The 18,864-nt window shown below is 68.4% G+C and carries 18 protein-coding genes; 3 read left to right on the plus strand and 15 right to left on the minus strand.

The features are described from left to right. Positions 1-83: 83 nt before the first annotated feature. The 4 genes from rlmN to pyrH form a co-directional block, all read right to left on the minus strand. Positions 84-1,187, minus strand: coding sequence for a 23S rRNA (adenine(2503)-C(2))-methyltransferase RlmN (gene rlmN / locus G6N24_RS13730; protein WP_085162866.1), 1,104 nt, complete (start codon positions 1,185-1,187; stop codon positions 84-86). Between the two features lie 33 nt (positions 1,188-1,220). Then, positions 1,221-2,126 (minus strand): phosphatidate cytidylyltransferase, encoded by a 906-nt coding sequence (locus tag G6N24_RS13735; protein ID WP_085162865.1) that lies wholly within the window; start codon positions 2,124-2,126, stop codon positions 1,221-1,223. 21 nt (positions 2,127-2,147) lie between these two features. Further along, positions 2,148-2,705, minus strand: coding sequence for a ribosome recycling factor (gene frr / locus G6N24_RS13740; protein ID WP_085162864.1), 558 nt, complete (start codon positions 2,703-2,705; stop codon positions 2,148-2,150). A gap of 68 nt (positions 2,706-2,773) precedes the next feature. Continuing rightward, the gene (pyrH, locus tag G6N24_RS13745) at positions 2,774-3,595 is read right to left on the minus strand and encodes a UMP kinase (protein WP_085162863.1); all 822 of its coding nucleotides are present in this window, start codon (positions 3,593-3,595) and stop codon (positions 2,774-2,776) included. A 231-nt stretch (positions 3,596-3,826) separates the two neighbouring features. On the opposite strand from pyrH, the gene G6N24_RS13750 reads away from it, so the two are divergent. Both G6N24_RS13750 and G6N24_RS13755 read left to right on the plus strand, forming a co-directional pair. Then, entirely contained in the window at positions 3,827-4,567 is a 741-nt protein-coding gene (locus G6N24_RS13750) for a winged helix-turn-helix domain-containing protein (protein WP_085162862.1), read from the plus strand. Positions 4,568-4,624: 57 nt separating this feature from the next. Next, positions 4,625-5,044 (plus strand): MarR family winged helix-turn-helix transcriptional regulator, encoded by a 420-nt coding sequence (locus G6N24_RS13755; RefSeq protein WP_085162861.1) that lies wholly within the window; start codon positions 4,625-4,627, stop codon positions 5,042-5,044. 14 nt (positions 5,045-5,058) lie between these two features. Here the strand turns inward: G6N24_RS13755 and G6N24_RS13760 are convergent, their stop codons facing one another. Genes G6N24_RS13760 through rpsB form a run of 3 tightly spaced genes read right to left on the minus strand, consistent with a single transcriptional unit; the run spans position 5,059 to position 8,127 of the window. Then, a complete protein-coding gene (locus G6N24_RS13760; protein WP_085162860.1) occupies positions 5,059-6,474 on the minus strand; it encodes an amidase in 1,416 nt (471 codons plus the stop codon). Positions 6,475-6,485: 11 nt separating this feature from the next. After that, positions 6,486-7,301 (minus strand): translation elongation factor Ts, encoded by an 816-nt coding sequence (gene tsf / locus G6N24_RS13765; RefSeq protein WP_085162859.1) that lies wholly within the window; start codon positions 7,299-7,301, stop codon positions 6,486-6,488. Between the two features lies 1 nt (position 7,302). Next, positions 7,303-8,127, minus strand: a complete 825-nt coding sequence (gene rpsB / locus G6N24_RS13770) for a 30S ribosomal protein S2 (protein ID WP_085162858.1) — start codon at positions 8,125-8,127, stop codon at positions 7,303-7,305. A 282-nt stretch (positions 8,128-8,409) separates the two neighbouring features. Here rpsB and G6N24_RS13775 point away from each other — a divergent pair, with 282 nt between their 5' ends. Further along, positions 8,410-8,910, plus strand: a complete 501-nt coding sequence (locus G6N24_RS13775; protein WP_085162857.1) for a M23 family metallopeptidase — start codon at positions 8,410-8,412, stop codon at positions 8,908-8,910. On the opposite strand, the gene G6N24_RS13780 is transcribed toward G6N24_RS13775, so the two are convergent. The 8 genes from G6N24_RS13780 to G6N24_RS13815 all read right to left on the minus strand — a co-directional run bounded on the left by G6N24_RS13780 (position 8,907) and on the right by G6N24_RS13815 (position 18,826). After that, a complete protein-coding gene (locus G6N24_RS13780; protein WP_232070805.1) occupies positions 8,907-10,127 on the minus strand; it encodes a PPE family protein in 1,221 nt (406 codons plus the stop codon). The genes G6N24_RS13775 and G6N24_RS13780 overlap by 4 nt on opposite strands. A gap of 456 nt (positions 10,128-10,583) precedes the next feature. Next, positions 10,584-11,480, minus strand: coding sequence for a tyrosine recombinase XerC (locus G6N24_RS13785; protein WP_085162855.1), 897 nt, complete (start codon positions 11,478-11,480; stop codon positions 10,584-10,586). A 117-nt stretch (positions 11,481-11,597) separates the two neighbouring features. Continuing rightward, a complete protein-coding gene (locus G6N24_RS13790) occupies positions 11,598-12,449 on the minus strand; it encodes a siderophore-interacting protein (protein WP_085162854.1) in 852 nt (283 codons plus the stop codon). A 33-nt stretch (positions 12,450-12,482) separates the two neighbouring features. Then, positions 12,483-13,655 carry a DNA-processing protein DprA gene (gene dprA / locus G6N24_RS13795; RefSeq protein WP_085162853.1) on the minus strand — a complete coding sequence of 391 codons (1,173 nt, stop codon included), beginning with the start codon at positions 13,653-13,655 and terminating at the stop codon, positions 12,483-12,485. Further along, positions 13,652-15,163 (minus strand): YifB family Mg chelatase-like AAA ATPase, encoded by a 1,512-nt coding sequence (locus G6N24_RS13800; RefSeq protein ID WP_085162852.1) that lies wholly within the window; start codon positions 15,161-15,163, stop codon positions 13,652-13,654. The genes dprA and G6N24_RS13800 overlap by 4 nt, the downstream gene beginning before the upstream one ends. Beyond that, positions 15,163-15,531, minus strand: a complete 369-nt coding sequence (locus tag G6N24_RS13805) for a YraN family protein (RefSeq protein WP_085162900.1) — start codon at positions 15,529-15,531, stop codon at positions 15,163-15,165. The genes G6N24_RS13800 and G6N24_RS13805 overlap by 1 nt, the downstream gene beginning before the upstream one ends. 122 nt (positions 15,532-15,653) lie before the next feature. Further along, on the minus strand, positions 15,654-16,487 hold the full coding sequence (gene fdhD / locus G6N24_RS13810; RefSeq protein WP_085162851.1) for a formate dehydrogenase accessory sulfurtransferase FdhD: 834 nt from the start codon (positions 16,485-16,487) through the stop codon (positions 15,654-15,656). Next, entirely contained in the window at positions 16,487-18,826 is a 2,340-nt protein-coding gene (locus tag G6N24_RS13815; RefSeq protein ID WP_085162850.1) for an FdhF/YdeP family oxidoreductase, read from the minus strand. Before G6N24_RS13815 ends, fdhD begins: the two co-directional genes overlap by 1 nt. Positions 18,827-18,864 lie beyond the last annotated feature (38 nt).

An 18,864-nucleotide genomic window follows, 5' to 3' on the forward strand; every position in this document is an offset into this window, starting at 1 on the left:
GTGTGGTTCACACTCGGCGCGGGTACGGAGGGCCTTCGGCGGCCAGCTGTCCGCAGGCTGGTGCTCAATCGCCTGCGCTCCAGCTACCCGCCTTCGGCGGCCAGCTGTCCGCAGGCGGCGCTGATTTCGCGGCCGCGGGTGTCTCGCACGGTGCACGAGACCCCTTTCGCGCGCACACGCTTGACGAACTCGCGTTCCACCGGCTTGGGGCTGGCGTCCCAATCACTTCCGGGGGTCGGGTTAAGCGGTATCAGGTTCACATGCACCAGCGGCCCGAGAACACGATGCAGCCGCTTGCCCAGGAGGTCGCCCCGCCACGGTTGGTCGTTGACGTCACGAATCAGCGCGTACTCGACAGACACTCGCCGGCCGGTCGTATCCGCGTAGTACCGGGCGGCGTCGAGCGCCTCGCCGATCTTCCAGCGGTTGTTCACCGGAACCAGCGTGTCGCGCAGCCCGTCGTCGGGCGCGTGCAGGGACAGCGCCAGGGTTACCCCGAGCCGTTCGTCGGCAAGTTTGCGGATCGCCGGGGCCAGACCCACCGTCGACACCGTCACCGAGCGGGCCGAGATGCCGAATCCGTGCGGCGGCGACTCCGTGATACGCCGGACCGCGGCCAGCACCCTGGCGTAGTTCGCCAACGGCTCCCCCATGCCCATGAACACCACGTTCGATAGCCGCTGACCATGGGGGCCGAAGTCGTCCCGCAGCGCCGCTGCCCCGGCCCGCACCTGTTCGAGGATCTCCGCAGTCGACAAGTTCCGCGTCAACCCGCCCTGGCCGGTGGCGCAGAACGGACAGGCCATGCCGCAACCGGCCTGCGACGAGATGCACACCGTGTTGCGGTGCGGGTAGCGCATCAGCACCGACTCGAATGTGGTGCCATCGATGGCCCGCCACAACGTCTTTCGCGTCTCGCCGGCGTCACAGGTGAGTTCGGCGGCCGCGGTGAGTAGGTTCGGGAACATCGTCTCGGCGATCAGGTCGCGAACGGCCGCGGGAAGGTCGGTCATCTGTCGCGGGTCCGCGATCAATCGGCCGTAGTACTGGTGTGCAAGCTGCTTGGCCCGAAACGCCGGCAGCCCCAGTTCCGCGACGGCCGAAGCGCGACCCGCCGCATCGAGGTCGGCGAGGTGCCGCGGCGGCTTGCCGCGGCGCGGCACGTGGAACGTCAACTCTTGGACCATTACCCGTCCAGTATCGGCCAAGTCAGGGGCAGCCTAAGGTAGCAAAGTCAGCACGATCCAGGCCGCCACCGCGGATGGGAGCACGCCGTCGAGCCGGTCCATCAGGCCTCCGTGGCCGGGCAACAGCCGGCCCATATCCTTGATGCCGAGGTCGCGCTTCACCTGAGACTCCACCAGGTCGCCGAGCGTGGTGGTAAGCACGAAGAGAACACCCAGCAGCGCACCGACCCACGGCGCTTTGCCCACCAGGAACGTCACGGTGAGGATCGTTGCGGTGATCCCGCAGACCAGCGAACCGGCGAATCCCTCCCAGGACTTCTTCGGGCTGATCGTCGGGACCATCGGGTGCTTGCCGAAGAGCACCCCCACGGCGTAGCCACCGACGTCGGAAGCGATGACCGCGAGCATCAGGACGTACACCCGTCCCGCGCCGTTGTGCGGGTAGACCAGCATGGCTCCGAACGAGCCGAACAGCGGGACCCACGTCGCCAAGAAGACCGTTGCGGACACGTCGCGCAGGTAAGACGACTGCCCCGCCACGCCATTGGGGTCATGGGGGTCATGGAACCTGGTGTCCCGCATGAACAACCGCCAGATCATGCAGACAACCGCCGTGCCACCGAAGCCTGCCAACGCCCCTACGGCGTGGAACGGCCAGGTGAGCCACACGATGGCCTGACCACCGGCCAGCAATGGGATGAGCGGGATCAGATGCCCCGCTGCGCGCAGGCGCCGCACCACCTCGTGAGTCGCGACAAACATCGCGACGGCGACGATGGCAACCCAAAGGCGAGGAGCGAACTGCAGCGCCGCGATGAGGACGCCGCCGATGGCAACGCCGACCGTGATCGCGGCGGGCAGATCGCGTCCCGCCCGGGACGTCTTCTTGGCGACCGGCTCGTCGGGCGGATTGCCTGCGCCGGCATTGGTCGTTGCCACGGACTTGATTGCTGGCGGCCGCTAGACCTCCAGCAGCTCGCCTTCTTTGTGTTTGACCAGCTCGTCGATCTGGGCGGTGTACTGGTGGGTCGTCTTGTCCAGATCCTTTTCGGCGCGGCCGACCTCATCCTCTCCGGCCTCGCCCTCCTTACGGATGCGATGCAGCTCCTCCATCGCTTTGCGACGGATGTTGCGCACCGACACCTTGGCGTCCTCGCCCTTGCCCTTGGCCTGTTTGACGAGTTCCCGCCGGCGTTCCTCGGTGAGCTGTGGCACGGCCACCCGGATCAGGGTGCCGTCGTTGGTGGGGTTCACCCCCAGGTCGGAGTTACGGATGGCCGTCTCGATCGCATGCAGCTGGTTGGCCTCGTAAGGCTTGATGACGACCAGCCGCGCCTCGGGGACATTGATGCTGGCCAACTGCGTGATGGGAGTACTCGTGCCGTAATAGTCGATGACGATCCGGGAGAACATACCCGGGTTGGCGCGGCCGGTCCGGATGGTTGACAGGTCCTCCCGGGCCACCGACACGGCCTTCTCCATCTTCTCTTCGGCGTCGAAGAGAGCCTGGTCGATCATTTGCGCCGCTCCTCCTCATCGCTTTGCTCTGCATCGTCGCCGCCGCGGATCACTTGCGCCGCTCCTCCTCAGGTGGTGACCAGCGTTCCGATCTTCTCACCAGCGACCGCCCGGGCGATATTGCCATCGGTCAGCAGGTTGAACACCAGAATCGGCATGCCATTGTCCATGCACAGGCTGAATGCGGTGGCGTCGGCTACCCGCAACCCGCGGTCGATGACCTCGCGATGACTGATCGCGGTGAGCAGTTCGGCCTCGGGGTTCTCCCGCGGATCCTCGGCAAACACACCATCGACCGCTTTGGCCATCAAGACCACGTCCGCGCCGATCTCGAGCGCCCGCTGCGCTGCCGTCGTGTCCGTCGAGAAGTACGGCAGCCCCATGCCGGCGCCGAAGATCACCACCCGGCCCTTTTCCAAGTGTCGGACGGCCCGCAACGGGAGGTAGGGCTCGGCCACCTGACCCATCGTGATCGCGGTCTGGACTCGCGTGACGATGCCTTCCTTCTCGAGAAAGTCTTGCAGTGCAAGGCTGTTCATGACGGTGCCGAGCATTCCCATGTAGTCCGAACGGGTTCGCTCCATGCCGCGCTGCTGAAGTTGTGCGCCGCGGAAGAAGTTGCCGCCGCCGATCACGACGGCGACCTGCACGCCGCCCCGCACCACCTCGGCGATCTGACGGGCCACCTGCGCCACGACGTCCGGATCCAGCCCCACCTGGCCGCCGCCGAACATTTCGCCGCCGAGCTTGAGCAACACTCGCGAATACTTGGGCCGAGTCGCCGATTGGAGGCGAGGATGTCCAGAGCGCGGTCCAGCTGCCGGCACGCCGTTGCCGCTACTCGGCTCGGGCTTTCCCGGCGCCGCACCGGCGACATCCGACTCCGTCATCAGACTCCTCGTATGCAACTGCGTGCATGAGCTGCCAGCCCGGCGGCCACCCCGGGACGGCACCACACATCCTGCCTCATCGCCGCACTGCGGCGTGGGCCGGGTGCACCAGAAGCAATGCATAATTCTGCGCCGAATCGGGTACTCACGGCTGCGCGGATAGACATCTTCCAATGAGCTGTCCATTGGGTCGGGGGGTAATGGCACCCACAAGAAATCCGGAGATGCCTGTTGGACGTCGTACTGCTTACCGATGCGGCCGATTTCGAATCGGCCTTGCCGACGCTGGAGTCGTTCGCGCGTAGGGTGCGGCGTGAACCCCTTGACGCAGGTGCCGACGGGAACCATGAGGGGGCCGACGTCGCGATCATCGACGCCCGCACCGACCCGACGGCGGCACGCTGGGTGTGTCGGCGGTTGACAGCTAGCGCGCCAGCCCTGGCGGTTGTCGCCGTGGTCACGCCGGCGGACTTCGTGGAGGTCGACGTGGACTGGCATTTCGACGACGTGCTGCTGGCGCCTGCCGGCACCGCCGAGCTGCAGACGCGGCTGCGGCTGGCGATCGCGCGTCGACGCTGTGCGCTCGAGGGCACACTCGAATTCGGCGACCTCGTCCTTCACCCGGCCCGCTATTCCGCGTCGCTTCGGGGCACGGACCTGGGTCTGACCCTCACCGAGTTCAAGCTGCTGAATTTCCTGGTGCAACATGCCGGTCAGGCGTTTTCCCGTACCCGGCTGATGCATGAGGTCTGGGGGTTTGACTGCACCGGCCGCGTCCGCACGGTCGACGTTCACGTGCGACGACTACGCGCCAAACTCGGAGCCGAGCACGAATCGATGGTCGACACCGTCCGCGGCGTGGGCTACATGGCGGTGACACCGCCGCAGCCGCGCTGGATTGTCGGCGAGCCGGTGCTCGGTGCCGCGCTGGCATCAACGCCGGCGCCAACGCCCGACTCGATCGCGCGATAGGCATCTGCTCGGCACGTCGGCGCGGTCGAAGGCCACATATATGTCAAGATCGTTGATATGGTTCAGGCCGAAGACGCGCCGCTGGGCTACCTGTTGTACCGGGTGGCGGCCGTATTGCGGCCGGAGGTTTCCACGGCCTTGAGTCCGCTCGGCCTGACGCTCCCCGAATTCGTGTGCCTGCGCATTCTTTCGATCTCGCCAGGACTGTCCAGCGCCGAACTGGCCCGGCACGCCAACGTCACACCACAGGCGATGAACACCGTGCTGCGCAGGCTGGAAGACCTCGGCGCGGTGGCACGGCCCGCATCGGTGTCGTCCGGGCGCGCGCTGCCGGCCACGCTCACCGGCCAAGGCCACATCCTGCTGAAGCGGGCGGAGGCAGTCGTGCGCGCCGCCGATGCCCGCATCCTCGCCCGACTGAGCGGGGCTCAGCAGCGCGAGTTCAAACGCATGCTGCACACGCTCGGATCCGACTGACGCTCAGGCGCGACTCACCGTTGGGGGCCCTGGATCCTGGCCCACGGCTGGGCCTCTTCGAGTTCATAGGCCAGTTCCAGCAGCCGCGCCTCGCGCCCCACGTCCGCGGACAGCATCATGCCTACGGGTAGGCCGTCGGCCGATTGAGCCAGCGGCAGCGATATCGCGGGCTCCCCGGTGACGTTTTGCAGCGGCGTGAACGCGACCCAGTCGACCAGCCGGTCGATGACCTGCTGATAGTCGGTGGGCGCGAGATGCCCTACCCGCGGCGTCTCCTCGGCAACCGTTGGTGTGAGCACGGCGTCGTAGGTACCGAAGAACGATGCGCTGCGCCGTCGCACCCTGCGCAGACGCAGGATCGCCAGCGGTAGCCGGTGCAGGTTACGGCCGCTGTGGCGGGCCAGCCCCAACGTCAGTTTGTCCAGCCGGGTCGGGTCGAACGTGGCGCCGAATTCGCGCCGGCCGATCCGAACCTGCGCCAGCGCCAACAGTCCCCAATACAGCACGAAATCGTCCGCGAAACTGTCCGGTACCGGAGGCTCGTCGACGTGTTCGACGTGGTGCCCCAGTTCCTCCAGCAGCGCCCCGGCCTTCAGTGTTAGCTCCCGCACCTGGGGGCTGGCCTCGCGCAGCAATGAGCGGGTCACCATAGCGATGCTCAACCGCTGTTTGCCGGGCCGTGTGACGTCACCGATCGGCGGCAGCTTGGGGTTACGCCAGAGACGCTCGGCCTCCCGGTAGAACGCGGCGGTGTCGCGTACCGATCGGGTCACCACGCCGTTGGCGACGATCCCCACCGGCATCCGTCGATACACCGGGTCCAGTGGCAACCGCCCGCGTGAGGGCTTCAGCCCGACGAGCCCGTTGCAGGACGCCGGGATGCGGATGGAACCGCCACCATCGTTGGCATGCGCGATCGGCACCACACCAGCGGCGACGAGCGCGGCCGAGCCCGACGACGAGGCGCCCGCGGTGTAGTCGGTGTTCCACGGGTTGCGGACCGGTCCCAACCGGGGATGCTCCGCGGCGGCGCTGAAGCCGAATTCCGACATCTGCGTCTTGCCCAGCGACACCAGCCCGGTGGCCCGCACCACCCGGGTTATCTCGCTGTCGGCGACGGCCGCGTATGGTTCCCATGCGTCGGTGCCCCGCATCGACGGCTGCCCGGCGACGTCGACGTTGTCCTTGATGAATGTGGGCACGCCGTGAAAGAAGGCGTGGTCGGAGTCCCCTCTTGCGGCTGCGGCCCGTGCGGTGTCGAAGGCGGCGTAGGCCAAGCCGTTGAGTGCCGGGTTGACCGCTTCGGCGCGCGCGATCGCGGCCTCGGCGACCTCGCCCCGGGCCAGCCGGCCGGACCGGATGGCGTCGGCAAGGGCAACGGCGTCGAGGTCGCCGAGGGCGTCGTCAGTGAAAGCGTGTACGCGGTTCATACTCTTGGCGGTTAAGCCTGGCCCACCTCGAAGCGAACGAACCGCGTCACCGTCACGCCGGCCTCGTCGAGCAGGGCCTTGACGGTCTTCTTGCTGTCGGCGACCGAGGGCTGCTCGAGCAGGACGGAATCCTTGAAGAAGCCGTTGAGGCGGCCCTCGACGATCTTGGGCAGGGCCTGCTCCGGCTTGCCCTCGGCCTTTGCGGTCTCCTCGGCGATGCGGCGTTCGCTGGCCACGACGTCCGCGGGCACGTCGTCGCGGGACAGGTAGCGCGCCTTGAGTGCGGCTATCTGCAGGGCGACGGCGTGCGCGGCTTCGGCATCGCCGCCGGTGTACTCGACCAGAACCCCTACCGCCGGCGGCAGATCGGCCGACCGCCGGTGCAGGTAGGTCTCGACGGTGCCGTCGAAAATCGCGACGCGGCGCAGTTCGAGCTTCTCGCCGATCTTGGCCGACAGCTCGGCGATCGCCTGCTCGACGGTCTTGTCGCCGGCGCTGGCACCCTTGAGCGCGTCGACGTCGGCGGCCTTCGATGCCGCAGCGGCGGCCACGATCTCGTCAGCCAGCTGTTGGAACTCCGCGTTCTTGGCAACGAAGTCCGTCTCGCAGTTCAGCTCGATCAGCGCGCCCTCTTTGGCCGCGACCAGACCTTCGGCCGTGGCCCGCTCGGCGCGTTTGCCGACATCCTTGGCGCCCTTGATGCGCAGCGCCTCGACGGCCTTGTCGAAGTCGCCGTCGGTTTCGGCCAGCGCGTTCTTGCAGTCGAGCATGCCGGCACCGGTCAGCTCCCGAAGTCGCTTGACATCGGCCGCGGTGAAGTTCGCCATATCAGCCTTCCGTGGTTGTGGTGTCAGTGGTGGACTCGGTGCCGGCCGCGGGGGTTGCCGAGGCCAGCAGCTCCTGCTCCCACTCGGCCAGCGGCTCGGCCGATTCCGCTTCGGGCTTGCCGTCACCGCGGCCCAGACCGGCGCGGGCCTGCAGGCCCTCGGCGACCGCCGAGGCGATCACTTTGGTCAGCAGCGCGGCCGAGCGGATCGCGTCGTCATTGCCCGGGATCGGGTAGTCGACCTCGTCGGGGTCGCAGTTGGTGTCCAGGATCGCGATGACCGGGATGCCCAGTTTCCGGGCCTCGCCGACGGCGATGTGCTCCTTGTTGGTGTCGACGACCCAGATCGCCGACGGCACCTTGGCCATGTCGCGGATGCCGCCGAGGCTGCGCTCGAGCTTGTTCTTCTCGCGGGTCAGGCCCAGGATCTCCTTCTTGGTGCGGCCCTCGAAGCCACCGGTCTGCTCCATCGCCTCGAGCTCTTTGAGACGCTGCAGGCGCTTGTGCACCGTGGAGAAGTTGGTGAGCATGCCGCCCAGCCAGCGCTGGTTCACGTATGGCATGCCGACGCGGGTCGCTTCGGCCGCGACGGACTCCTGTGCCTGCTTCTTGGTGCCGACGAACAGCACCGACCCGCCGTGGGCCACAGTCTCTTTGACGAACTCGTACGCCTTGTCGATGAAGGTCAGCGTCTGCTGGAGGTCGATGATGTAGATGCCGTTGCGGTCAGTGAAGATAAACCGCTTCATCTTGGGATTCCACCGACGGGTCTGATGCCCGAAGTGGGTGCCGCTATCAAGCAGCTGCTTCATGGTCACTACGGCCATGCTTGTGCCTTACTTGTGTGTCGGTTGTCGCCCGGCATCGGGTGAAGCCGGGCCCTGGCGTCTGCTGCGATGCCGGACCCTGTTACGGGACCGCCCGGCATGCGGTGCGAACTCCGCAAGAAACTCAGAGCCGCGGCGCAAGCGCGCGAAGTCAGCCCGCGAACGAGCTGCGACGAGCAGTTTACACCGGCCCAGCTGGCGCTTTGTCCACAGCGGCGCCGTCGTGCACAGAACGGGCCGACCCGGCTGGCCGGGTCACCGGCACGCGAGTGAACTGTATACATGCGGTGGGTGATGCTGTTGGCCCTGGCACTGCTGTGTACAGCGCCGGCGCATGCCGAGGGCGAGCGGCTTCAGTGGCCGTTGCGGCCGCCTCCGGGCGTCGTCCGCGGATTCGACGCGCCGTCGCCCAACTGGAATCCCGGGCACCGGGGCGTCGACCTGGCCGGGGCGCCGGGACAGCCCGTCTACGCCGCCGGCAATGCCACCGTGGTCTTCGCCGGGATGCTGGCGGGACGGCCCGTCGTTGCGCTGGCCCACCCCGGCGGTCTGCACACCAGCTACGAGCCGGTCCGGGCCGCCGTCCGGGTCGGGCAGCCGGTGACGACCGCGACGGTCATCGGCGAGGTGGTTGCCGGGCACCCCGGCTGCTCGACCGCTGCGTGCCTGCACTGGGGCGCGATGTGGGGTCCGGCGTCGGCCGCCCGGTATGTCGATCCGCTGGGTCTGTTGAGGTCCACTCCGCTCCGGCTCAAACCGCTGGGACGACTAACGGTGTGCTAACCGGCGAACGGCGGGCGCTGCATCACCGCCAGGCGGAACCCGTACTTGTGGCCATAGCCGCCACCCGTGGCCTGGCCAGCGCCGGACATTTGGATTCCCCGGAGCAGGGCGTTTTCCGTCGGACCCTTCAGGATTTCGGTGACATTGTTCGCGACCGGCCCTCCCATAGCTGTCGGATTGGCCATTCGAACGCGGAAGGCCCAATCCTCCGGTACCCGCAACGATCCAATCGAGCCACCCTTGCCCAATGCCGCGCTCGGGTGGCCCTGATATGCCCAGTACTGCGACACCGCCGTCGGCACGCCGCGAACAACGGCGCCGCCCGCGCCGGCCGCGGTGCCGTGGCCCGCCCCGAAACCGGACGCCAAGCTCGGTCCCCACCAGTCAAGGACCGAGGATCCGGCGTCACCCGCGCCACCCGGGGTGCCTGGGATCATTTGCTGGACGATCGAGGCAACATATTGGCTTATCCCGGCAAAGAAATAGGATTGCCCGAGGATCCGGACAATTGTGACCCGGTTGGCGACCGTGAGGTCAGGCAGGTGCGCCTCAATCCACTGCGCGATTTCCCAGTACCACGGCATCGACGCCGGCGACGAGAGTTGCCGTAGCACTTCGGCGACCGCGGTGGCAGCGACGAGCTGTGGGGTCATCGACGCCGTCGACGCGGCGCTTTCGGCAGGTGCGGCGACGGCTTGGCCGACCGCCGCGGCTTGCAGGACCACTGCGGCCGGGTTGGTGGTTTCTGGCGCCGGCATGAAGGGGGTCAACACCGAGGCCGTCGCCGAGGAGCTGGCGTAGGCGTACATGGCGGCCGCATCCTGGGCCCACATCTCGGCGTACTGCGCCTCGGTGGCCGCGATCGCCGGGGTGTTCTGACCGAAGAAATTGGTCGTGATCAGCGTCATCAACAAAGCCCGATTGGCCGCGATCACCGGTGGCGGCACCGTCATCGCAAACGCGAGCTCATAGGCCGCCGCGGCCGCCCTGGCCTGTGTGCCCGCCTGCTCCGCCCGCTGCGCGGTAGTGCCGAGCCACGCCGCGTAAGGCGCGACCGCGGCCACCATCGCCGCCGACGCGGGCCCCACCCACTGCGCGCTGGTCAGCTCGGAGATCACCGAGCTGTAGCCGGCGGCCGCCAGCGCCAATTCGGCCGCCAGACCATCCCAGGCCGCCGCGGCGGCCAGCAACGGTCCCGATCCCGGACCCGCATACATGCGCCCAGAGTTGATCTCGGGCGGTAAAGCGCCGAAGTCCCACACAATCCCTCCTCAGCCGGCCGAGATCGCGGCAACGTTCTCGACCGCCCCATGGGAATGGGTGGTGACCCGCGGCGCCGTCACGAACCAAGCCGGCTGTCCACGTGGATCGCACGGCGGCAACCCTGCCGGTCGTAAGGCAAACCATTCCATCTGTGCTCTCATCGCTGATAGCTGGATAGTTGGCACCGTCGCCGCCAGCATTTTCGGGTATGCGGTTACAAACAATAAGCGCTTTCTGCCCCAGTTGATTCAGGCAACAGTCGCTTATTAGTGCGATAAGACGGTCATCCCGGGAAACACCGTCGGATTGTTGATTTCCGGCGAGTCGCCGTTAATCCGCGAATCGCCAACTTTTCATCCAAAGTTAGGATTCTGTCGTCCTCGCCCGTCCACTCCACAACCCTCATACCATCAAGCCCGCGGATGGGCTTGATCGTGCACCGCTCGCAACCGGGCGACCGTGACATGGGTGTACAGCTGGGTGGTCGCCAGGCTGGAATGACCCAGCAACTCCTGGACCACGCGCAGGTCGGCGCCGCCTTCAAGCAGGTGGGTTGCCGCGCTGTGCCGCAGCCCGTGCGGACCCATGTCGGGCGCGCCGTCCACCGCGGCAACGGTCTGGTGCACCACGGTGCGCGCCTGCCGCACATCGAGCCGCCGCCCCCGGGCGCCGAGCAACAGCGCCGCGCCGGACTCCGCGGTGGCCAGCGCGGGACGCCCGTCGGCCAGCCAGTCAGATAGCGCGTCGGCGGCGGGCTGGCCGTACGGCGCGGTGCGCTGCTTGTTTCCCTTACCGAGAACTCGCACCAGCCGATGACCGGAGTCGATGTCGTCGACGTCGAGGCCGCACAGTTCGCTGACCCGGATTCCGGTGGCATACAACAGTTCGACAATCAGCCGGTCCCGCAGAGCCAGCGGATCACCTTGTTCGGCACCGGATTTCGCCGCCGCCATGGCCGCCAGCGCCTGGTCCTGGCGCAGCACCGCCGGCAGTGTGCGATGCGCTTTCGGCGCCTGCAACCGGGCGGCGGGGTCGGTGGCCAGCAGGCCGCGCCGGGCCGCCCACGCGGTGAACGCCTTGACCGCCGAGGCGCGCCGGGCCAGGGTCGTGCGCGCCGCGCCGGCGCCGGCCGCGGTGGCCAGCCACGACCGCAGGACCGGCGGGCTCAGCGCGTCCAGATCGGCCCCGCGGTCGGCGAGAAAGGCGAGCAGCGAGCGCAGGTCGCCCAGGTATGCGCGGCGGGTGTGCACCGAGCGACCGCACTGCAGCGCCAGATAGTCGTCGAACTCGTCGAGGACGGTCTCCACCCCCCCACGGTCGCAGGCGCGTCCCGCCGAGTGGTATTCGACGCGCCGCAATGTGTCCGGGGTGAGATCTTTGAGGTCCCCATGCCGTGGGGTGGAGATCCCAGCCGGTGGTCAGCGCTACTGAGCCCCCGCCTCCGCCTCGGCCAGTTCTTTCTTCCACTGCCGGAACGTCTCTTCGGTGCGTCCGCGCCGCCAGTAACCGGAGATGGACGACGCCCACGCCCCGTCCACACCGCGCGCATTGCGGATGTAGGGGCGCAAGTTGTGCATGACGGCTTGTGCCTCGCCGTGGATGAAGACGTGCACCTGCCCCGGTAACCACTCGGCGGTGGTGACCGCCTCGATCAGCGGTGCGTGATCACCGGCGCGGTCCTCGGGAACCAAATCGGCCCGGCCGCCGCGATAAACCCAGTTCACCTGAACAGCCTTCGGCGCCGTCAATCCGATCTCGTCATCAGGGCCTGCGACTTCGATGAAGGCCTTGCCGATTGCGTTGTCGGGCAACGCTTCCAACGCCGCCGCCATGGCCGGGAGCGCGGATTCGTCCCCGGCCAATAGATGCCAGTCGGCGGCCCGGTCGGGGGTGTAGGCGCCGCCCGGGCCCATCAGGTATATCGGCTGACCGGGTTGGGCCGATAGCGCCCACGGACCGGCTATCCCGCGCTCACCGTGCACCACGATGTCCACGGCAATCTCGCCGGCCGCGACGTCGACGCGCCGGACGGTCATGGTCCGCACCGAAGGCCGCTTCTCGGGGGGCAGGCCCGCAAAGCTGTCCAGGGTCAACGGCCGCGCCAACCCGGCCACGTCGACGTCGTCGGCGAGGAATACCAGCTTGACGTAAGAGTCGGTGAACTTGCTGGGCACGAAGCTGTCGAAGTCCCTGCCGCCGAGCACTACCCGAACCATGTGCGGTGTGAGCTGTTGGGTACCGACAACCTCGAAGGCTTGCAGAGGTCGACCTGCCACTCTGTCCTCCTGTCCAGACTCGACCCTCGTTGACTATACGAGCCGCGGCTGCGAAATCCGGGCCGCGGCGTCGGCCTTAGCGACGCGAACGATTCGCCACCGACCGTCGTGGCGCTCAGCCAACCCGGTCACCTCGAGGATCGCCAGCGGCCCCAGTACCCGCTCGGGCATCAGTCCGGAGGCGACGGCGATCTCGTCGATCGTGGCGGCGCCCCGGCCCGGCAACGCCTCGTACACCTGACGCTCGGCTTCGCCGAGCCCGTCCAACGCCGTCATCGGCCGGGGTTCTTCGGGCGCCAGCTCGCCGATGCGACCGATCAGCTCGACGATGTCGTCGGCTCGGGTGATCAACTCCGCGCCGTTGCGCAGCAGCAGATGACAACCCGCCGACGCCGACGACGTGACCGGCCCGGGAACCGCCGCCACCACCCGGCCCAGCGCCCGTGCCCAGGCGGCGGTATTCGCGGCGCCGCTGCGCAAGCCCGCTTCCACGACGACGGCCGCCGCGGCAACCGCGGCCACCAGGCGGTTGCGGATCAGGAATCGGTGCCGGGCCGGGCGGACGCCGGGCGGGTATTCGGTGAACAGCAGCCCGTGCTGGCCGATGCGATGCAGCAGCGCCGAGTGGCCGGCCGGATAGGGGATGTCGAAGCCGCCCGCCAGCACCGCCACGGTGATGCCGTCGGAACTGAGCGCGGCGCGATGAGCGGCGCCGTCGATGCCGTACGCGCCACCAGAGACCACCGCGACGTCGCGCTCGACCAGCCCGGCCGCCAGATCCGAGGTCACGTGTTCGCCGTAGGCCGTGGCGGCCCGGGTTCCCACGACGGCCGCGGCCCGCTGGGCGACCTCGTCGAGACGGGCGGGACCCAGCGCCCATAGCACCATCGGCGGCCCGCCGCGGAACCTGTCCCGGGCTCCGGGGCCGCGGAATGCAGCGAACGCGAGGACCGGCCACTCGTCGTCGTCAGGGGTGATCAGTCGCCCGCCGCGGCGGGCGAGTAGCTCGAGATCGGCTGCTGCCTGGTCGATTCCGCGCCTGGACTCGGTGTGCCGCGCCAGATCCTCGTCGACCTGCCCGCGCCGGACGCGCTCGGCCGCCTCCATCGGGCCGACCCGGCGGACCAGTGCCGCCAGTTCCGCGCACGGCGGCTCCGCCACCCGGGACAGATAAGCCCACGCCCGCAATGCCGGACCGCCACTCATCGCCGGGCTCCCGGCTGCCGGAAGCTCAGCGCGGCGGCCACCTCGTCGAGACCGGGCGAGGTCCGCCCGGCCAAGTCGGCCAGCGTCCACGCGACCCGCAGAGTGCGATCCAGGCCGCGGATGCTGAGCAGCCCGCGATCCAGCGCCGCACGCAGCGGTTCCATCGCCGTGCTGGCGGGACGGTATTTCCGGCGCAGCAACGCGCCGCTGACCTCGGCATTGGTGCGGAAGCCGTGCGGTCGCCAGCGCTGGGCGGCGGCGTCGCGGGCCAGCGCCACCCGGTGGCGCACCCGCTGCGTCGGTTCGCCGGCCGCGGCGGAGAATGCCCCCGCCCGCACGGGATTCATCTGCACCCGCAGATCCACCCGGTCCATCAGCGGCCCGGACAGCTTGCCCAGGTACCGCCTCTTGACCGCGGCCGCACAGATGCAGTCTTGTGGATCAGCGGGCGCGCACGGGCACGGATTGGCGGCCAGCACCAGCTGGAACCGGGCCGGGTAACACGCCACGCCGTCGCGGCGGGCCAGGCGAATCTCGCCGTCTTCCAATGGTGTTCGCAATGCTTCCAGGGCCCTGACACCGACCTCCGCGCACTCGTCGAGGAACAGCACCCCGCGGTGTGCCCGGCTGACGGCGCCCGGGCGGGCCATCCCCGAACCTCCACCGACCAGCGCCGCGACGGTCGAACTGTGGTGCGGCGCCACGAACGGCGGCCTGGTGATCAACGGCGTGTCCCCCGACAGCAGGCCGGCGACCGAGTGGATCGCGGTGACCTCAAGCGACTCGTCATGCGACAGCGCCGGCAGCAATCCCGGAAGACGTTGTGCCAGCATCGTTTTGCCCACTCCCGGTGGGCCGGTCAACATCAGATGATGCGCCCCGGCGGCGGCCACCTCGACCGCGAAGCGCGCTTGCGACTGCCCCACCACATCGGCCAGATCCGCTGACGGCTCCGCGGTCGTGGCCGGCGCGGTGATCCTGTCGTCCAAGCCGGACGACCCGCTGAGCCAGCACTGCAACTGCCCCAGCGTGCGAACGCCCCAGACGTCGATACCGTCAACCAGGCTGGCCTCGGCCAGGTTGTCCGTCGGGACGACGACCGTCGGCCAGCCGTCGCGTTTGGCGGCCAGCACGGCGGGCAGGACCCCGCGCACCGGGCGGACCCGCCCGTCCAGTGACAGCTCACCGAGCAGCACGGTTTTCTCCAGACGGTGCCACGGCTTCTTCCGCTGCGCCGACAACACGGCGGCCGCCAAGGCGCAGTCGTAGACCGAGCCCATTTTCGGCAGCGTCGCCGGCGAGAGTGCCAGCGTGAGCCGGGCCATGGGCCAGCTGTTGCCGCAATTGGTGACCGCCGCCCGGACCCGGTCGCGCGACTCCTGCAACGCGGCGTCGGGCAGACCCACCAGGTGCACACCCGGCAGCCCCGAGGCGATGTCGGCCTCGATCTCCACGGTCTCCCCGTCCAATCCGTGCACCGCGACCGAGAACGCCCGCCCCAACGCCATCAGCCGATCCCCTGCAGATGCGTGATCTCCGGGGTGCGGCGACGGCCGATCCGCACGCCGATCATGTCGATCCGCACCGCGGACCAGCGCTCGTCCTGACCGGCCAGCCACAATGCGGCCAGCCGGCGCAGCCGGCGAACCTTGCGCTCGGTCACTGCGTGCGCCAGCCCCCCGTACCCGTCGCCGGTACGGGTCTTGACCTCCACGAATAACACCGTTGCGGTGGCGGTGTCGGAGGCGATCACATCGATTTCGCCGTAGCGGCAGCGCCAGTTGCGGTCCAAGATCCGCAACCCCGTCCGCGTCAGGTGGTCCACGGCGAGGGCCTCGCCAAACGCTCCCAGCTGGACCCGAGTCAATGTTGTCATGCTGGCCACCCTGCATGGCCGCACCGACATCGGACGCCACCGTCAGCGTCTCACCGACGGGGCAACCACCGGTTATCCCCAGCCGGCGGTCTATGCACAGCCTCGCCGCCGGCACACGGCCGCTACACGATTCGGTCGGTCCTCGTGTACACGTTCATCGAGTCTTGCCGCAGGAAGGCCACGAGGGTGATCCCGAACTCGTCGGCCAACGAGACGGCCAGCGACGACGGCGCGGACACCGCGGCAAGGATCGGGATCCCGGCCATCGCCGCCTTCTGGGTCAACTCGAACGAGGCCCGCCCGCTGACCAGCAGCACCGACGCGCCCAGCGGCAGCCGGTCGTGCTCCACAGCCCAGCCGATGACCTTGTCCACCGCATTGTGCCGGCCGATGTCCTCACGCACGGCGAACATGGTGCCGTCCACCGAAAACAGCGCCGCGGCGTGCAACCCACCGGTGCTCGCGAAAACCTTTTGCGCGGAGCTAAGTTGGTCCGGCATTGCCCTGAGCGTGGCGGCGGCGACGGTCGTCGCGTCCTCGCCGGGTGAGAAACGGCTGATCATCCGCACGGCCTGAAGCGACGCCTTGCCGCAGACCCCGCACGACGACGTGGTGTAGAAGTTGCGGGTGACATCAAGACGCGGTGACGCGACGCCGGGCGCCAGTGTCACGTCGAGAACGTTGTATGTGGTGGCTTCCCTGGTAGTGGGGTCCTCATCCGGCCCACCGCAGGAGCGCGCGATCAGCACATCTTCGCGGTGCCCGATCACCCCTTCGGTGAGCAGAAAGCCTTGCGCGAGCTCGATATCCGAGCCGGGGGTGCGCATGGTCACCGTGATTGGCGTCCCGTTGACGCGGATCTCCAGCGGCTCCTCGACGACCAGGGTTTCCGGCCGGATGATCGCCTGATCGGCGGACAGATGCTTCACCCGTCGACGCGCCGTGACGTGTCCCACTAAGACGCCGGCTCCACTCGGATGACGATCGCCTTGGACACCGGGGTGTTGGATTTGGCCGCGGTGTGATCGAGCGGAACCAGCGGATTGGTCTCCGGGTAGTAGGCCGCGGCGTTGCCGACCGGAGTCGAATACGCAACCACCAGAAAGTCTTTCGCCCGCCGTTCTTGCAGGCGGCCCTCGGCGTCGGTCCACTCCGACACCAAGTCGATGCGGTCGCCCGCGCTCAGGCCCAGCGTGTCGATGTCGGCAGGGTTGATGAACACCACGCGACGGCCACCCTTGACCCCGCGATAGCGGTCGTCAAGTCCGTAGATCGTGGTGTTGTACTGGTCGTGGCTGCGCAGTGTCTGCAGCACCAGCCGCCCGGGCGGCACCGGCTCCCACTCCAACGGGTTGACCGCGAAGTTGGCTTTTCCTGTGCTGGTACGGAATTCGCGAGCGTCGCGCGGCGGGTGGGGCAACTGGAATCCGTCGGGCGCTCGCACCTTGCGGTTGTAGTCGGTGCAGCCGGGAACCACCGCCGCGATCGCGTCGCGGATCGTGTCGTAGTCGGCGGCGAACCGCTCCCACGGCACCGGATGCTGCGGCCCCAGCAGCGTGCGGGCCAGCTGACAGACGATCTCCACCTCGCTGCGCACCAGGTCGCTGGGCGGATGCAGGCTGCCGCGCGACAAGTGCACCATCGACATCGAATCCTCAACAGACACCAGCTGTTTGCGCCCGCCCCGGATGTCGCGGTCGGTGCGACCCAGCGTCGGCAGGATCAGCGCGGTGGCCCCGTGGACCAGGTGGCTACGGTTGAGTTTGGTCGAAACCTGCACGGTCAACGCACAACTGCGCAAGGCGTTCTCGGTGACGGCGGTGTCGGGGGTGGCCGAGGCGAAGTTGCCGCCCATGCCCATAAAGAAGGTGGCCCGCCCGTCGCGCATGGCACGGATCGCGTCGACGGTGTCGAAGCCGTGCTTACGGGGGCTGACGATGCCGAACTCGCGATCCAGCGACGCCAGGAAGGTCTCGGGCATCTTCTCCCAGATGCCCATCGTGCGGTCGCCCTGCACGTTGGAATGCCCGCGGACCGGGCACACTCCGGCGCCGGGCTTGCCGATCATGCCGCGCAGCAGCAGCACGTTGGTGATCTCGCCGATGGTGGCGACCGCATGCCGATGCTGGGTCAGGCCCATCGCCCAGCAGACGACGGTGCGCTGCGACGCCATCAACATCGCGGCGACGCGGTCAAGCTGTGCCCGTTCGATACCGGTGGCGGCCAGCACCACGTCGAAGTCGACCGCAAGGGTGCGGCGCCGATACGAGTCGAACCCGGCGCAATGCCGCTCGACGAACGCGTGGTCGATCACGGTGCCCGGGGCGCGGTCGTCGGCCTCGAGCAGCAGCCGGCCCAGTCCGGCGAACAAAGCCATGTCCCCGCCGAGGCGGATTTGCACGAACTCGTCGGCGATCGGGACGCCATGCCCCACAACCCCGTGCACCCTCTGCGGATCCTTGAAGCGGATCAACCCGGCCTCGGGCAGGGGATTGACGGCAATGATCTTGGCGCCGTTGGCCTTTGCCTTCTCCAGCACCGACAGCATCCGCGGGTGGTTGGTGCCCGGGTTTTGCCCCGCGATGACGATCAGATCGGCATGCGCGACGTCGTCGACGGTGACCGATCCCTTGCCGATGCCGATCGACTCGGTCAGCGCCGAGCCCGACGACTCGTGGCACATGTTGGAGCAGTCGGGCAGGTTGTTGGTGCCAAAGCTGCGAACCATCAGCTGGTAGCAGAACGCGGCCTCGTTGCTGGTGCGCCCCGACGTGTAGAACACGGCCTGATCCGGGCTGTCCAGGGCATTGAGCCGGTCGGCGATCAGCCGGTAGGCGGCATCCCAGCCGATCGGCCGGTAGTGATCGTCCCCGGGGCGCACCACCATCGGGTGGGTGAGGCGGCCCTGCTGGGAAAGCCAGTACTCCGGCCTGGCAGACAACTCGCCGATCGAGTGCCGGGCGAAGAACTCCGGCGTGACCGTGCGCTTGGTGGCCTCCTCGGCAACGGCCTTGGCCCCGTTCTCGCAGAACTCGGCCAACTTGCGTCCGCCGTGCTCCTCCGGCCATGCACAGCCAGGGCAGTCGAAGCCGTGGCGCTGATTCAGCCGGGCCAGCGCCGCAGCGGTGCGCACCGTGCCCATCTGCCGTAGGCCTCGCTGCAGCGATACCACCACCGCCCGTACGCCCGCCGCCACGTGCCTGCGCGGCGAGACCGTCACCGCGTGCTCGTCGTAGTCGGCGCGGATGTCGCGCGACGCGGCTGACCGCTGAAACCTCACCGCCTCAACGTACATCCATCGCCAGCCCCACGACTGCTCCGGCCCGACCGAGC

Origin of the sequence: Mycobacterium lacus, from assembly GCF_010731535.1 — a bacterium.
GTDB lineage: Bacteria > Actinomycetota > Actinomycetes > Mycobacteriales > Mycobacteriaceae > Mycobacterium > Mycobacterium lacus.

Excerpts from the sequence above, each read along its gene's own strand:
- rlmN (WP_085162866.1), bottom strand. The coding sequence starts at position 1,187 with ATGGTCCAAGAGTTGACGTTCCACGTGCCGCGCCGCGGCAAGCCGCCG.
- frr (WP_085162864.1), bottom strand. The coding sequence starts at position 2,705 with ATGATCGACCAGGCTCTCTTCGACGCCGAAGAGAAGATGGAGAAGGCC.
- pyrH (WP_085162863.1), bottom strand. The coding sequence starts at position 3,595 with ATGACGGAGTCGGATGTCGCCGGTGCGGCGCCGGGAAAGCCCGAGCCG.
- G6N24_RS13755 (WP_085162861.1), top strand. The coding sequence starts at position 4,625 with ATGGTTCAGGCCGAAGACGCGCCGCTGGGCTACCTGTTGTACCGGGTG.
- G6N24_RS13760 (WP_085162860.1), bottom strand. The coding sequence starts at position 6,474 with ATGAACCGCGTACACGCTTTCACTGACGACGCCCTCGGCGACCTCGAC.
- tsf (WP_085162859.1), bottom strand. The coding sequence starts at position 7,301 with ATGGCGAACTTCACCGCGGCCGATGTCAAGCGACTTCGGGAGCTGACC.
- rpsB (WP_085162858.1), bottom strand. The coding sequence starts at position 8,127 with ATGGCCGTAGTGACCATGAAGCAGCTGCTTGATAGCGGCACCCACTTC.
- G6N24_RS13775 (WP_085162857.1), top strand. The coding sequence starts at position 8,410 with ATGCGGTGGGTGATGCTGTTGGCCCTGGCACTGCTGTGTACAGCGCCG.
- G6N24_RS13780 (WP_232070805.1), bottom strand. The coding sequence starts at position 10,127 with ATGTATGCGGGTCCGGGATCGGGACCGTTGCTGGCCGCCGCGGCGGCC.
- dprA (WP_085162853.1), bottom strand. The coding sequence starts at position 13,655 with ATGAGTGGCGGTCCGGCATTGCGGGCGTGGGCTTATCTGTCCCGGGTG.
- G6N24_RS13800 (WP_085162852.1), bottom strand. The coding sequence starts at position 15,163 with ATGGCGTTGGGGCGGGCGTTCTCGGTCGCGGTGCACGGATTGGACGGG.
- G6N24_RS13805 (WP_085162900.1), bottom strand. The coding sequence starts at position 15,531 with ATGACAACATTGACTCGGGTCCAGCTGGGAGCGTTTGGCGAGGCCCTC.
- G6N24_RS13815 (WP_085162850.1), bottom strand. The coding sequence starts at position 18,826 with ATGTACGTTGAGGCGGTGAGGTTTCAGCGGTCAGCCGCGTCGCGCGAC.